This is a genomic window from Nocardia sp. NPDC050175, assembly GCF_044459885.1.
Lineage (GTDB): Bacteria > Actinomycetota > Actinomycetes > Mycobacteriales > Mycobacteriaceae > Nocardia.
On the sequence record NZ_JBITJI010000021.1, the window covers coordinates 130,039 to 144,326 of the forward strand.

The window sequence follows — 14,288 nt, forward strand, 5'->3', positions numbered from 1 at the left end:
GCTCCACTAACTACCGCCGAGACGTGGGATTTGTTCCTTCGTCGATCGTTGAGTGGATGTAAACGTCGGTTGATCAATACGTCATTGTTCCCGGATCTCCCGTTCTGAATCCTTGGACAGGCAGTTCAACGATCGACTTCTGGAGCACGAGTTTGAATCTCTCCCGCATAGCCACCGCACTTTCGCTGATCGGTGCCGCGTTCATCATCTATGTCGGCGTCAGCTATGTGCTCACGCCGGGGTCCATGGCCCCGCAGTTCGGCTTGCCCGAGTGGCCGCACGGGGATGCGGTGGCCTTCTTGAATCTCAAAGGCATCCGCGACATTACGAGCGGACTGATCATCCTCGCCCTGCTCGCCGCTCGGCAGCGGTTCGCGCTGGGCGTTGCCACGCTGGTGATCGCGCTGAACCCGTTCGGGGACATGCTGACGGTGCTGCACTACGACGGATCGACCGCGACGGCCATCAACGTGCACGGCCTGACCGCGGTCCTGGTCGCGTTCACCGGTGGACTGCTGATCTTCGAGCAGCGCATGCTGCGGATCGGCCGCCAAACGGGTAGCGGCACAGCCCCTCTCGTCGATGAGGCAGTGCAGTGAGGGCGGCCCGATCGGTCACCCTGGTGGTGGCGGCGGTTCTCACCGGACTGATGGCGGGGCTGTTCGCGGGGTTCGTCTACGCCGTGATGCCCGGCCTGCGACGCAGCGGCGACGCGGCCTTTGTCGAAGTAATGCAGAACATCAACGTGGCCATCGTGAACCCACTGTTCATGACGTTGTTCGTGGGTGGGCTGGCCGCCGGACTGGCTGCCGTGGTGGTGAATTGGCGCTCCGGTGATCCGGCGGTCCGGTACTGGGCGATCGCGGGGTTCGCCTGCTACCTGCTGATGTTCGTGATCACCAGCGGCGCGAATGTCCCGCTCAACGACAAGCTGGCAGCCGCGGGCGACCCGGCCCAGATCGCCGACTTGGCCGCTGTGCGTGCGCAATTCGAGGGTCCGTGGGTGGCGTGGAACATCGCCCGCACGGTCGCGAACGTCGGCGCGCTCGTCTGCTTCGCGGTGGCGTTGCTTCGTTTTCGGCGCAGTCAGTCGTGAAGAAGCTCTATTACGCGGCGCACACCTACATGATCGTCGGCGTCATCAGCGGTCTGTTCTACCGCGAGCTCACCAAGTGGTACGACTTCACCGGCGACACCCAGCTCGGGGTGGTGCACACGCATCTGCTCGCCCTCGGGATGCTGTTCCACCTGATCGTGCTGCCGTTGGAGAAGCTGTTCACCCTGAGCACCAGCAAGCTGTTCGACTGGTTCTTCTGGGTCTACAACGCGGGTCTCGCACTGACCGTCACGGTGATGACCGTGCACGGCATCCAGACCGTCGTCGGCGCCGACACCAGCGCCGCGGTCTCCGGCATCGCCGGGCTCGGGCACATCGTGCTGACCGTCGGCTTGATTCTGTTCTTCATCAACCTCGGCAAGCAGATCCCGGCGCAACGACAGGGAGCAGTATGAACATGCTTGCCATTGCCCAGGATTCGTTCGGTGGGTCCGACGTGTTGAAGGTTGTCGAGGTGCGTCGGCCCGAGCCTGGGCCTGCCGAGGTGCTTGTTCGAGTGCGGGCGATCGGGGTCAATCCCACTGACCTGTGGCATCGGGCCAGTGGCGGCCTAGCGGGTGGCGAGACGCCGATCAGGTTGGGCTGGGATGTATCCGGAGTCGTCGAAGCGATCGGGCCGGGGGTGACCCTCTTCGAACCCGGTGACGAGGTGTTCGGTCTGCCTCGTCATCCGCAACCGGCGGGCACCTATGCGCAGTACGTCACGTCCCCGGCGCGACATCTGGTTCGCAAGCCGTCCGAGCTGTCGCATGTCGAGGCCGCCGCGTTGCCCCTGGCTGCGCTCACCGCGTGGCAGGCGTTGGTGGACACCGCCGGTGTCCGGCCCGGCCAGCGGGTGCTGATCCATGCCGCGGCGGGCGGTGTCGGGCACCTGGCGGTTCAGCTCGCCAAGGCGCGCGGCGCCTATGTGATCGGCACCGCGCGGTCCGCCAAGCACGACTTCGTGCGCGGACTGGGCGCCGACGAGGTCATCGACTACACCCAGGTCGATTTCGCCACTGTCGCCCACGACATCGACGTTGTGCTCGACACCATCGGTGGCGAATACGGACCGCGCTCGCTGACCACCCTGCGGGCGGGCGGCGTGCTCGTCTCCCTGGCTTCGCCGGCCGAGGCATACCTGGCCGACGAGGCCCGCCCGCTCGGCCTGCGCGCAACGTTCCTGATCGTCGAAGCCGACCGAGCGGGAATGCAGCAGATCGTGGCGCTTGTCGAAACCGGGCGCCTGCGTCCGCAGATCGACACGATCCTGCCGCTCGAACTGGCTGCCGAGGCGCACGAGCTCAGCCAGAGCGGACGCATCGCGGGAAAGATCGTCCTTACCGTCGACTGACCGGACATTGGTGCGGCGAGCCATCGAAAAGTGGCTCGCCGCACCATGATTCCATGCTAGACGACCGGTTCGATGGCTCGTCCGACGTCACGCAGGCAGTACACGCCGCACGTATCGTCGACCCGACTGACATGCGCAGGGAACAAGGCGTCGATACGTTGCGCGGCAGCGGTTTCGAGCACCGTTTGAACAAAGGCGGACACCCGGGCAGAGTCCCCGTTCGTCGGCCAGAGCAGGCCGTATTCGATCGGCGGCGCGTCGTGGAACGGCACGAATTCGATGCCGGGGCGCGCGTGATAGCCGCGACCGCGGAAAGCGACAGGTGCGACGCCGCGGCCCGCCGCGACGTGCGAAGGGAATTCGGTCCAGTAGGAGGCGATCGGTCCCTGCGGGATCGGGCGGCCCGAAGGTGTGCGGGTGGGGAGATGGAAGTCCAGCCAGTACGGCGGGATGTCGCCGTGCAGGGACACCAGGGGGACGTCCGCGAGATCCTCCAGCGACAGGCTGTCGCGGCGCGCGAACGGATGCTGGGCGGGCACCATGAGCGCGCGTGGTTCGGCGAAGATCACCGGGCCGACCGTGAGATCCGGCTCGTCGATGGGGAATTCGCTGAGCTGTAGATCGAAGTGGCCCGAGCGGAGCCCGCCGAGCGGGTCGCAGAGCTGTATTTCGTGGAGTTCGATCGCGCAGTCGGGATTGCGCTCCCGGAAGGTTTCGGCGGCGAGACCGAGCAGGTCGGCCACCCACGGGGTGGAGTAGCCGACGCGGAGGGTGCCGGTGACACCACGGCCGAATTCGATCGCTCGGGTGATAGCCAGCCGGACGCTCTCGTAGGCGGGCCGCAGCTCGTCACGGAGCCGTCGTCCGGCGGCGGTGAGCACGACCTGGCGGCTGGTGCGGTCGAACAGCGGCACGCCGACGCGCAGCTCCAGCTTCTTGATCGTCTGGCTGACCCGCCCCGGTGACAACCCGAGCCGTTCCGAGGTTCGCCGGAAGTGCAGCTCCTCGGCCAAGGCCAGGAACGTCTCGATCTCGTAGCGCTCGATGACCCGGCCTCCTCGACTGCGATGGAACGTTTGAGCACACGATCATCGCATGTCAGGCGCTTATTCGAAGATTCGATCCCGGGACGGGGGCGGCCTCGGGACCGGGCGTCCGGGAGAGGTTCGCGGGCGAAGGCGCAGAAGATTTCAATTTAGCTCGGCCACAAGGGCATTCGCAAGGGTCGTGACATGGATGGAACAGTGCTGGCCGCGAGGTGGGGGGCTGCGTCAGGGTTGTGGGCAATATCGCACTTCGATGGGGGAGGGCGTAGCGGCGCCGAGGCTCGTCGCAGTGCGGCTTCTTCGTCGACGGGGAGAACCGGATAATGACGCTTGATGATCGTGTCGATGTAGCTGGTGCGAGCGAGTGGCTCGCCCGGGTGGCGTCGGTTCCGGTGGAGCATGTTCCCGTTGCCTCGATCTCGGCGGGTAACACGCCTCGGGTGAGCACCGGCACGAAGGACGACCATGTCCGGTTGCTGACCGAGGCGCCGACTCCGCTGCCCGCGATCATCGTGCACCGGTCCACGATGCGGGTCATCGATGGGGCGCATCGGCTGGCGGCGGCGATGGAGCTCGGGCACGAGACCATCGCGGTCCGGTACTTCGACGGCAGCGCGGACGACGCGTTCGTGCTCGCGGTGCAGGCGAATGTGGCGCACGGACTGCCGCTGTCGCTGGCCGAGCGCAAGGCGGCGGCGCGGCGGCTGGTGCTGTCGCATCCACAATGGTCGGACCGGTTGATCGCGGACGTCACCGGGCTCTCGCACAAGACCGTCGGCGCGCAGCGACTGCGTTCACCAGGGGAAAATGCCCACGTGAACAGCCGGGTGGGCAAGGACGGCAAGGTGCATCGCCGGGAGGTCGCCGAGGGCAGGGGCGTCGCCGCCGAGATCATCAAGAGCAAGCCGGACGCGTCGCTGCGCGAGATTTCGCGGCTGGCCGGCATTTCGGTCGGCACCGCGAAGGACGTGCGCGACCGCCTGTTTCACGCCGACGCCGCGCAGCGATGTCACCAGGCCGGTAGACCGGCAACACTCACTCCGAAGAGAACCACCCTGCCCGACCACACCGCCGCCGCGCCTCCTCCGCGCAGCGTCGCCGAACTGGCGGACCGCGCCGGGTTCTCGGCCGCTGCGCCGGTCCAGGAGCTGATCCTGCGCAGCCTGCGCAGCGATCCCGCGCTCCGATTCAACGACAAAGGCCGGACCCTGCTGCGGCAGTTGACCTCCTCGATCATGGACATCCGGGCCTGGGGGCAATTGACCACGGATGCGCCGAACCACTGCTTCGACTCGCTCGCGCGGCTCGCCCGCGCCAATGCCCGGTCCTGGCACGAGCTCGCCGACCAATTGGAGAACGATCCCGCGTCCCGGCCGCCTGCCGCGGATGCGCAGCGACTCGGCTGACCGTGTACCGGCGGTGCTCGTTACGTCCGCAACGCGCAGTCGAGCAGCATGAACAGCGGTCGGCGGAAATTCTCGTTCCACCACGGATCTTCATCGCGCTGCAGCGGCGTCGGGTGGGGTTCGCGCAGGTCGGTAATGACGAACCCCGCCGCGGTGATCATCCGGATATAGGTCTCCAGCGGGTAGAACTGCTGGACCGAGGCGGCCGGCGACGACCACCCCGCGACGTCGAACTTCTGCTCGACGGTTCGGCCACCGAAGTAGGAATCGATCGCCATGGGGGCACTGTCGTCGCCGGTGCGGTCGGCGCGGGCGACGTAGAAGCAGGGGTGCATGCCGAGCGCGATCAGCCTGCCGGTCGGCCGCAGTATCCTGGCGAATTCGTGAAATCGCTTGCCCGGGTTCGTGATTCCATTGGGCAGCCGGTTCGCGATCACCAGATCGACGCTGCGATCGGCCAGCGGCAGGTCAGCCACGTCGGCGAGCTGGAAGGTCGCCGTATCCGGCCGGGCTTCGGGATGTGTCCGCGCCGCTTCGATGAATGCTTCGCCGGTGTCGACGCCGTGCACGTGCGCGGCACCGCGCCGGACGAGTTCGCGAGTGAGATACCCCTCGCCGCAGCCCGCGTCGAGAATCTGCAGCCCGCGGCAATCGCCTACGGTAGCCAGCAGCGCCGGATCGGTGATGCGTTTCTGGAACTCGTCCAACTGCCCACGCACGATGTCGATCCAGAACTGCGCGTTCTGTGCGTAGGCGGAGGTCACGCGATCGTCACCCAACATACCGGCCTTGTACTCCGTGTGGATTCGCTACGGCATGGACGTCAACAGTGTAGAGATGGCCGCCTCCACCCGCCGGTCCGATACCGCTCGTTCCAGGCGATGTCGCAGCTGGCGGGCGATCTCGCCGGTGGCGGCGCCGAATAATCGATCGTGCTCGAGCAGTATCGGAATCGCGGACGTCACGAGATAATGGAGGTACGCCTCGTTGCTGCTCGCGATGTCCTTGCTCATCTCGGCTTCGGTGTTGTGCAAACCACCCCTGGCCGGCAGCGAGAAATCAGGGGACTGCGGCATATCGGCGTAATACGAAGTCAACGACCACAATTCGTTTCGCCGCAGCAGCACGTTCTGGTCCAGGCTGTGCGCGTAGGCGATCGAGGCGTCGATGTCGCCCGAGCGCAGCAGCACACCGATGGTGCCGCTGCGATAGGCGAACGCCGAATTCCGTTCGCGGGCATCGGGCGAGGTGTCGGCGGGGACGGCGCCGGTGAGCTTGGTCAGCTTGTGCACCAGGATGCCGTAGCCGACCGTCGTATGCAGCGAGTTGCTGCCGCCGTCCAGGATGTCGATCACCTGCAGGCCCCGCTCGACCAGCGGCGCCATGTCGGCGACCAGCCCGTGCGGTTCGGCCGAGAACAACGCGTCCAGCGCCAAATCCTGGCTGACACCCCAACATCGGGCCAGGTTCGACACCGCGGCGTGCGAGTCGAGCCGCATCATGCTGGATGCGGCCGCGAGTGCGGTCGCGACGTGCTGGGCCGACCGGCCGTCGGTCAGCAGCGCGCCGATCGGTCCGTTCGAGATGTCCAGGCCGGCTTCGTCGCATTCGCGCAGCACGTTGCCGAGTCGAGATCCGTAGCTGCGCCTGGTGACGTACTCGGACAGGCCCGGCACCACCGCGACCAGCTGTTGCAACGTCGCGCCGGAGACCCGATCCAGCCATAGCTCGTTGCGCCACAGTCTGGACAGGGTGCTGGCGGGCAGCTTCGACAGGAAGACCACATCGGCCATGCTGAGCATGGCGGACGCGGCGAGCGCGCCCAGTGGTAGCGGCGTGAACAGCAGCGGCTCGTCGGCCGGGAAACTCATATCAGATCCACCACCAGGTGTGCTGTGACGCCGATACGCAGGGATTTACGTTCGAGCGCAAGGGGCCTGTGCAGTCTATGGAAGCAGAGTGGCGGGTAAACGACATTTTGATCTTCTCTTGACGGTGATCCGTTCGCGCGGTGGCAGTGCCGCGGGCGGAACTCGATGAACACTTGCGAAGCTGCCTATCGTGCGCCGACCTGCGGGGTCGTCAGCGGTAGTCGGGCGGCGACCTCCCAGCCGCCGGAGACCGGGCCTGCCGAGATGGCGCCGCCGAGTGCCGTCGCGCGTTCGCGCATCGTGACCAGTCCGCAGTGCTGACCGGTCGGCGGGGCGGCCAGATTACTCATCAGCCCGGCGGGATTGCGGACCGTGATGTCCAACGTGGTTGGGTGCGCGCACATATCGATGTCGATCGGCTGGCCTGGCGCGTGTTTCATCGCATTGGTCAGCGCCTCCTGGACGATCCGGTAGGCCGCCTGGTCGACCGCGCTCGGCAGGGTGACGCCGTCGAGCGCCGAGTGCACGCGCACGATAACCCCTGCGGCGCAGGCCTCGTCGACGAGCAGCGGCAGCTGCGCCAGGCGTCGCGGCGCCGCCGGACCGTCGGCGCTGCCGTCCTCGCTGCCGAGCAGCCCGATCATGGTCCGCATCTCCTGCAGCGCGTGCACGCTTTCCACGCGGATCGAGCCGACGAGATCCGCCATCGCCGCGCCAGGGCTGCGGCGGGCCAGCACACCGAGCGTCGCTTCGGATTGGATGGCGATGGCCGACAGGTGACCGGCGATCACGTCGTGCAGGTCTCGCGCCATGGTTTTGCGCTCCTCGGCGACGGCCGCGCGTCGATCGAGCTCGGCGACCAGGCTCATCGCCCTGGCCCGGATGCGTTCGGCATCGGCGATGGCCTTGTGGGAGGAGACGGTGGTCGCCCACCAGATGGGTGTCGCGACGAACGCGGCCGACAGGGTGGCGACCAGCGCCGCGGTCCGCCATTCGCCCGTAATGACCAGTGTCGCAAGCACTCCGGCGGTCACGGCGGTCGCGCTGACGATCACGACGTACCGCGGCCGGTTGCCGCGGCCGTAGAGCACGGACGCGTAGATCAGGTCCGAATAGAGCAGCCAGATCGGCACCGACGGCGCGATCAGGAGGTCGACGGTCAACGGACCGAGGCCGCAGACCAGCGCCGTAACCGGTCGGCGGCGCCGGAAGAGGGTGGCCACGCACATCGCCGCGAGCACGGCCAGTCGCTGCGCCAGCGACGGGTCGGGCGCACCGACGATGGTGTCGAGGTCGGCGAGGTAGAGCAGCAGGCCGATGGTGAAGCCGAGAACCGAGACCAGTGCGTCCTGTGTCGTCGCCGACAAACTCGACCAGTAGCTCACTTGGTCATGACAGCACATTGCGGGGTCTACCCGGGTCCGCCGAAAGTAGGAGGCGGCTCGATCCGATGAAGGAGATACGGAGGCCGGTGGAGGCGATAGGTTCCGAATGGAACCGAAGTGTCGCAGTTGCGGAATAGGTGGGCGAAAATGCGTCATCGTAACACAGGATTACTGTGGCGGTGCCGGAATCGCCGACAGTGCACCGGTTTCCGGTCGTCAAGTGAAGCGTTGACTTTTCTAAAAGTCGCTGTTTTACTTCCCGATGGAAACAGCATTGACCTATACGCGGTTGTGGTGTCGGGTAGCGATGAGGGGGGATTCCACCAGGACGGATTTCGCATCGATGTGCCTGCTCGATCCCGAGTTCACTGATGGAACTCGTTGATCTCGAAATTCCACCGGTCGGCCATATGCGTGCATACCACAGCAGGGTGCGGTCGAACTGTGGAACGCGGGCCGCGCTGCGAATTGTGCTGTGGCAGACGATCGTCTCGATGAGCGTACACGTCGGTGCAGGTCGAGTTCAACTGGGACAGGTGGGATCATGATTCACAGTTACGACGGCGATTCTGTACATCTGCGAAGGGGTGAATCCTCTCCCGTGCACGAGTGGCTTTCGCGGGCATCGTCTATTCCCGTCGAAGAAGTTCCGATCGAATTGCTTTTGCCCGGTTGTTCGCCGCGCATCGAAGCAGGGACGAGCGCCGATCATGTTCGGTTGCTCGTCGAAACGGAATCACCATTGCCCGCCATCATTGTGCACCGCACGACAATGCGAGTCATCGATGGCGCGCACCGATTACAGGCGGCCCGGGAGCAGGGGCGGGCGACGATCGCGGTCAAATACTTCGACGGCACCGATGATGATGCATTCGCGCTCGCGGTGCAAGTGAATGTCTCGCACGGACTTCCGCTGTCGCTGGCCGAACGCAAAGCGGCCGCGCGCAGGCTGGTCGCGTCGCATCCGCTGTGGTCGGACCGGCTGATCGCGAGCGTGATCGGGTTGTCGCACAAGACCGTCGGGGTGGAGCGGCGGCGTTCAGGTGGGGAAAGTACCCGGCTGAACAGCCGGGTGGGGCGCGACGGCAAGGTCCATCGCCTGACCGTGTCGGAGGGCAGGGAAGTCGCGGTCGAGATCATCAGGAACAACCCGGCGGCATCACTGCGCGAGATATCGCGGGAGGCAGGCATTTCGGTGGGTACCGCCAAGAGCGTGCGCGATCGGTTGACCAGGCCCGGATATCGCGCCGCGCGGCCGGGACCGGTCGGCGAGCAGGCCGCGGGGTGCGGTGGCGCGGCGGTGCCCGCGACGGATGGGTCGTGCGCGCCTATCGGCCACGAATCACCTATCAAGAACCAAATGGTCGGTCCGCAGCACAGTGCCGGAACGGGGAATGCGACCTCGACGCAAGAACTCATCCTGCGCACGCTGCGAAACGATCCGGCGCTCAGATTCAACGACAAGGGGAAAGTGCTGCTGCGCCGCCTTGCCCTGTCCTTCACCGATATCCATGCCCTGCAGCGGCATGCCGCCGAGGCGCCCGGACATACCCGCCTTGCGCTCGCGAAACTGGCCAGGGCCAATGCCAGATCGTGGCTGGACCTGGCCGCCCGACTGGACAACGGATTGGATCGTGCGCGACCGGATTCGGACGTCGATCGAACCGCGTAGCCGCGTGTTCAGGCGGCGCGCTGCCCTCAATTCTATGGGCAGGGATGCCCACAATTCCTTGGTATTGCCCAGCCGAATTGGCATAGACACCCCCCACTCGGGGGGTTATCGGTGAGCTGCGGTAATTCCGAACGACCTGCGATTTCGTGTCCGTTCGGTATTCCGTACAAAAAGGCAAGTGCGCGGAAAGCGCGTGTAAATGGCGGGCCGAACGCCCTGTCGCGCCATTGCCGCATTCGGAATGGCTCTGCTAAAAATATGGCCGGAGCGGAATTACCGACTCCGCCACAAAAGAAACCAAGGAGATCATCATGATCGACGTCACCAACATCGCCGACCTGCACGACATCGACGCCGCGTCGGGCGCTGCGGAGCTGGTTGCCTCCATTTCGTCCAACGGCTGCTGACGCAGGTCTGAGGCTCCGGTGTTCATGTGCTCCGGCACATGAACACCGGCTCCTGCCACACCGATCTATATTTTTTCTATTTCCCGAAATTCATTCTTTTGGTTCGGAAAGGCGGGGCTGTCGTCATGCGGCTCATCTTGTTTTCTACAGGGACGCTGAACAGCTGCTTTCTGCCGGTCTGGATCAATTGGATGAAGGCGAATCGGGCCGATGACTCGGTTCGCGTCGTGCTCTCGCAGCAGGCTACGAAGTTCGTCAGCGCACACAGCCTCCACGCACTGTCCGGTTCTCCGGTGGCGATCGATGACTGGGCCGACCCGGTGCTGTGTGCCGAATCGTTCGCACCGCACACCTGGCTCGCCGGACACGACGTGATCCTGATCTATCCCGCGACGCTGAACACGTTGTCGCGCATCGCATCCGTCGACGCGTCAACCCCGATGCTGAACGCGGTGCAGTGCACGTCGGCCCGGGTTGTCCTGGTGCCCAATCTGCCGCCCGGCGCCGACCGGGCGCCCGCGGTGCTCGCGCTGCTGGAGACGCTGCGCGAGCGACCGCGCACGCTGGTCGTCGACCCGGTGGCCAGGCCGAGCGCGAGCGTGTCCGAGGACGCGGCGGTAGCGCCGCCGATCTGGGACGTGTTCGGCGTCATGGACGCCGAATCGGCCCGAAAGGTGGCTTGAGCTCGCCATGAAGTTCTATCTCGAGACGCTGGCCGACCCGGAATACTTTGCGCCGCTGGAACAATGGCGGCTCGACGCGGTCCGGCATCCGCACCTTGCCGCGATCCCGCACGGTCCGATCGACGGTTACGACCTGCCACCCCAGTGGGGCGTGGTCAGCCGCGGACCGTGGACGGTCGTCGCGCCGCTCGGGAGCGAGCTGATGCCGCAGGGCTGGAAGGTGCACCTGGCACCCGCCCTGCCCGAGGTGGCCGAGGTGGTTGCCGCGACCGCACGGTTGTGCTTCGAGCGCGGGCTGGCCTTCAAACATCTTGCGCGCCATGAATATGCGTGGGCGCTGAACGGTAAGTACGCGCCGCGCTCGGCTTCCGGGAAGGTCGCGGTGGTCTACCCGGACGCGGACACCGACCTGGACGAGCTGTTCGGCGAACTCCTGCGGGTGTTCGGCGGTTATCGCGGGCCCAGGGTGCTCGGCGACTATCGGCTCGGCGACTCGATCGTGCACACCCGTTACGGGGCCTTCACCGCACGGTACGGCCGCGACGCCACCGGCGAACCGGTGCTCGCGCTGACCGATGCGGCGGGGGAGTTGGTGCCCGACCGACGCGGTGTGCGCCCCTATACCCCGCCTTTCGCTGAGCGGCCCGCGGCAATCGATGCCGCGTCGAGCACGCCGAGCGAGCAATCGCAGCGCCCGGTGTACTCCGTGGACAGCGCGTTGCACTCGTCCAACACGGGCGGTGTGTACCGCGCCAAGAACATCGAGACCGGCGATGCCGTAACGCTCAAAGAGGCAAGACATTTCACCGGGTTCGACGCGGGGCTGCGTAGCGCGGTCGATCGGCTGCAGGCGCAGCGCGACAGCATGCGGGCACTGGCCGACACCGGCGTGACGCCGGAGGTGCTCGACTATTTCACCCAGGGCGACAGCGACTTTCTCGCCTACCGCTTCGCGCCGGGGTCGACCCTGCAGGAGTGGTCGGCGGCGCGGAATCCCGCGCTGATCCAGGGGCGGCCCGACCAGCCGGTGCCCGTCGAAGCCGCACGGGCCTTCGCCGAGTCGGTCACCGAGCACATTGAGCGGCTCGCACGTTTGGTCGCCGCCACACACGACGCGGGCATCGTCCTGGTCGACCTGCATCCGGCGAACGTGATCGTCGAACCGGACGGCGAGCTGCGGATCATCGATCTCGAGGCCGCTACCAGTAGCACCGAGTCGGCGGCGCTGTTCGTTGGCGCACAGGGGTTCGGCCGGCCCGGCCAGGGTGGCCGCGACGCCGACGAGTTCGCACTCGCTGCCACCGAGCTCTACCTGTATGTGCCGATGGTGCCGATGGCTTCGTACATCACCGATGGGTTGGCGTCGCTGATCGACCTCGCCGCCAACACCTTTCACCTGGATGCGCAGTGGAGGGAGGGGATGCGCCGCAGGCTCGGCGTCGCCGCGACCGTGCTGCCTGCGGCGGAGACGCTCGACGAGACCTTCGCCCGCTATGTCGACCGGGTTACCGAAACCCTCCGTGGCTGTTTCGATTTCGACGATCGGTACCCGATTCCGTGCAGCCCGACCGGCTTCGGCGAGCACGCGCGCTTCGGTATCGAGCATGGTCCGGCGGGCGCGGTATGGGCGCTGTCGCGCACCGGTGCGGTGCCGGATCACGTCGTGACCGGATACACCACCTGGCTGGAGAAGAACCTCGACCAGTTCGGTGCGCTCGGCAACGGGTTGCTCGACGGCTGGGCGGGCAACGTCATCGTCAGCGCCGAGCTCGGCGCGCACGAGCTGGCCACCCGGCTAATGGACCGATTCGTCACCACCACTGAGTTTTCCGCCTCGCCGTGGCATCTGCGCGGTGGTTTGGCCGGACAGATCCTGCTCGCCCTGTGGTGGCGCGCCAACGGCGACACCGACTTCGGTACCGACTGGCTCGAACGGGCTGCGGACGAACTGGAGCGCCGGGTGCGCGAGCAGCTCGGGTCGCCGACCGCGATCACCGGTCTGCTGAACGGACTTTCGGGCGCCGCACTCGCACTGTTTCGTGCGCACACGGTGCTGGCGAAGCCGAGCTATCTCGACACCGCACGGGCCGCCATGGATGCGGAGCTGGCCACCTACGTCAGGCACGACGCCGATGACGAACCGTTGCTCTACCACTGGGACGGCAAGATTCGGATGCTCAGCTATCTGGATCGGGGCAACGCCGGGCTGTTGATCGCGGCCGCCGAGCTCGGCTCGGCCTGGGACATCGACGCGGACACCCGCCGCGCATTGCAACGCGCGGCGTGCAGCCGGGTGGGCGTGCAGCCGGGCCTGTACATCGGGCTGGCGGGCGGCCTCGCCGCGAACGCGGTTCTGCGGGAACGCACGGACTGGTTCGACGCGGACTATCTCGATCGGTGCAACGAGCAGATCGCGACGAGCATTGCCGCCTTCTCCGGTACCGGGTCGCGCGGATTCCATGTGCCAGGCCAACTGTCGGCCCGCGCCTCCGCCGATTTCGCGACGGGTGCCGCGGGTGTGCTGGCCGCGATGTCGTTCTGGTTGGGGCGCAGCACATCCTGGCTGCCCGGCATCTGCCCGGGGGAGGCGCGGTGAGCGCCCCGGTCGCGGTGGTGACCGGTGGGTCGCGCGGGATCGGCGCACGGATCTGCGAGCGGTTGGTGGCGGCAGGATTCGAGGTGCACTTCTGCTATCGGCGTGCGCAACGCCGGGCCGAGGCGACGGTGACCAGGCTGCGTAAGTCCTACCCGGATGCCGCCGCGCACTGCTACCAGGCCGATATCACCGAACCGGCTGCGCTGGCGGAATTCGCGGCAAAGGTCGGCGAAACAGGAAGCGCGGTAACCACACTCGTACTGAACGCGTCCGGCGGCATGGAGCATGACGCCCCACCCGGATACGCGGACGTGGTGAACGGCGATGCGCAGGTGGCGGTGCTCGAGGCCTTCGCGCCGCTGCTGCGGCCCGATGCCTCCGTGATCTATCTGACCAGCGTGCAATCCCATGGCTTCGGCACCATCGACGAATTCGACAGCTACTACGCCATCGCGCGGAGCAAGCACCGCGGTGAACAGCTGGTCGGCCGCTGGACCAACGGCCGGGCCATCGCCATGACCACCGTGGTCAGCGACATGGTCGAGGGCACCCCGGCGGCCCTGCTGATGGACCTGCGTGAGCCGGCAGCGTCCGAGGATCGCCGCCGCGCGGCGCTGCGCTCGGGTGCGGCCTTGCCGACGGTGGATGCCGTCGCCGGGCAGGTCGAGCGCGCGGTGCTCGCGCGCCGTGCGCCGGGCAGCTGGGTCGACTACGTGGCGGGCGGCGCTGTCATCGAAACATTCGGTACGACAACCGGATCCGGTAGGTAGGA

General features: G+C 66.5%; 13 protein-coding genes. 9 read left to right on the top strand and 4 right to left on the bottom strand.

Annotated elements, in window-relative coordinates; translation table 11 throughout:
• The first annotated feature begins 152 nt into the window (after positions 1 to 152).
• From ACIBK2_RS43595 to ACIBK2_RS43610, 4 genes are read left to right on the top strand one after another with little or no spacing between them, the layout of a single operon-like run.
• Positions 153 to 599, top strand: coding sequence for a DUF4267 domain-containing protein (locus ACIBK2_RS43595; protein WP_396976771.1), 447 nt, complete (start codon positions 153 to 155; stop codon positions 597 to 599).
• Positions 596 to 1,096, top strand: coding sequence for a DUF1772 domain-containing protein (locus ACIBK2_RS43600; RefSeq protein ID WP_396976773.1), 501 nt, complete (start codon positions 596 to 598; stop codon positions 1,094 to 1,096). The genes ACIBK2_RS43595 and ACIBK2_RS43600 overlap by 4 nt, the downstream gene beginning before the upstream one ends.
• Entirely contained in the window at positions 1,093 to 1,512 is a 420-nt protein-coding gene (locus ACIBK2_RS43605; protein WP_396976775.1) for a DUF2871 domain-containing protein, read from the top strand. The genes ACIBK2_RS43600 and ACIBK2_RS43605 overlap by 4 nt, the downstream gene beginning before the upstream one ends.
• Complete coding sequence (locus ACIBK2_RS43610; protein WP_396976777.1) at positions 1,509 to 2,450, top strand: NADP-dependent oxidoreductase; 942 nt, start codon at positions 1,509 to 1,511, stop codon at positions 2,448 to 2,450. The genes ACIBK2_RS43605 and ACIBK2_RS43610 overlap by 4 nt, the downstream gene beginning before the upstream one ends.
• A gap of 56 nt (positions 2,451 to 2,506) precedes the next feature.
• Here the strand turns inward: ACIBK2_RS43610 and ACIBK2_RS43615 are convergent, their stop codons facing one another.
• The gene (locus ACIBK2_RS43615; RefSeq protein WP_396976839.1) at positions 2,507 to 3,496 is read right to left on the bottom strand and encodes a LysR family transcriptional regulator; all 990 of its coding nucleotides are present in this window, start codon (positions 3,494 to 3,496) and stop codon (positions 2,507 to 2,509) included.
• A gap of 323 nt (positions 3,497 to 3,819) precedes the next feature.
• Between ACIBK2_RS43615 and ACIBK2_RS43620 the strand changes: the two genes are divergently transcribed.
• Positions 3,820 to 4,902 carry a ParB N-terminal domain-containing protein gene (locus tag ACIBK2_RS43620; RefSeq protein ID WP_396976779.1) on the top strand — a complete coding sequence of 361 codons (1,083 nt, stop codon included), beginning with the start codon at positions 3,820 to 3,822 and terminating at the stop codon, positions 4,900 to 4,902.
• 20 nt (positions 4,903 to 4,922) lie between these two features.
• Here the strand turns inward: ACIBK2_RS43620 and ACIBK2_RS43625 are convergent, their stop codons facing one another.
• The 3 genes from ACIBK2_RS43625 to ACIBK2_RS43635 form a co-directional block, all read right to left on the bottom strand.
• A complete protein-coding gene (locus tag ACIBK2_RS43625; protein ID WP_396976781.1) occupies positions 4,923 to 5,684 on the bottom strand; it encodes a class I SAM-dependent methyltransferase in 762 nt (253 codons plus the stop codon).
• A 27-nt stretch (positions 5,685 to 5,711) separates the two neighbouring features.
• Positions 5,712 to 6,773, bottom strand: a complete 1,062-nt coding sequence (locus tag ACIBK2_RS43630) for a hypothetical protein (protein WP_396976783.1) — start codon at positions 6,771 to 6,773, stop codon at positions 5,712 to 5,714.
• A 185-nt stretch (positions 6,774 to 6,958) separates the two neighbouring features.
• Positions 6,959 to 8,158, bottom strand: a complete 1,200-nt coding sequence (locus tag ACIBK2_RS43635; protein ID WP_396976785.1) for a sensor histidine kinase — start codon at positions 8,156 to 8,158, stop codon at positions 6,959 to 6,961.
• A 772-nt stretch (positions 8,159 to 8,930) separates the two neighbouring features.
• On the opposite strand from ACIBK2_RS43635, the gene ACIBK2_RS43640 reads away from it, so the two are divergent.
• From ACIBK2_RS43640 to ACIBK2_RS43655, 4 genes are all read left to right on the top strand, one after another.
• Positions 8,931 to 9,830, top strand: a complete 900-nt coding sequence (locus ACIBK2_RS43640; RefSeq protein WP_396976787.1) for a hypothetical protein — start codon at positions 8,931 to 8,933, stop codon at positions 9,828 to 9,830.
• A 532-nt stretch (positions 9,831 to 10,362) separates the two neighbouring features.
• Positions 10,363 to 10,920: a flavoprotein gene (locus ACIBK2_RS43645; RefSeq protein ID WP_396976789.1), complete on the top strand. Its 558-nt coding sequence runs from the start codon at positions 10,363 to 10,365 to the stop codon at positions 10,918 to 10,920.
• 7 nt (positions 10,921 to 10,927) lie between these two features.
• Positions 10,928 to 13,516: a hypothetical protein gene (locus ACIBK2_RS43650; RefSeq protein WP_396976791.1), complete on the top strand. Its 2,589-nt coding sequence runs from the start codon at positions 10,928 to 10,930 to the stop codon at positions 13,514 to 13,516.
• The gene (locus tag ACIBK2_RS43655) at positions 13,513 to 14,286 is read left to right on the top strand and encodes an SDR family NAD(P)-dependent oxidoreductase (protein ID WP_396976793.1); all 774 of its coding nucleotides are present in this window, start codon (positions 13,513 to 13,515) and stop codon (positions 14,284 to 14,286) included. Before ACIBK2_RS43650 ends, ACIBK2_RS43655 begins: the two co-directional genes overlap by 4 nt.
• Positions 14,287 to 14,288: the final 2 nt, after the last annotated feature.

Bases quoted from the DNA above. Each gene is read 5' to 3' on its own strand.
- ACIBK2_RS43610 (WP_396976777.1), top strand. From the start codon at position 1,509: ATGAACATGCTTGCCATTGCCCAGGATTCGTTCGGTGGGTCCGACGTG.
- ACIBK2_RS43620 (WP_396976779.1), top strand. From the start codon at position 3,820: ATGACGCTTGATGATCGTGTCGATGTAGCTGGTGCGAGCGAGTGGCTC.
- ACIBK2_RS43625 (WP_396976781.1), bottom strand. From the start codon at position 5,684: ATGTTGGGTGACGATCGCGTGACCTCCGCCTACGCACAGAACGCGCAG.
- ACIBK2_RS43630 (WP_396976783.1), bottom strand. From the start codon at position 6,773: ATGAGTTTCCCGGCCGACGAGCCGCTGCTGTTCACGCCGCTACCACTG.
- ACIBK2_RS43640 (WP_396976787.1), top strand. From the start codon at position 8,931: ATGCGAGTCATCGATGGCGCGCACCGATTACAGGCGGCCCGGGAGCAG.
- ACIBK2_RS43645 (WP_396976789.1), top strand. From the start codon at position 10,363: ATGCGGCTCATCTTGTTTTCTACAGGGACGCTGAACAGCTGCTTTCTG.
- ACIBK2_RS43650 (WP_396976791.1), top strand. From the start codon at position 10,928: ATGAAGTTCTATCTCGAGACGCTGGCCGACCCGGAATACTTTGCGCCG.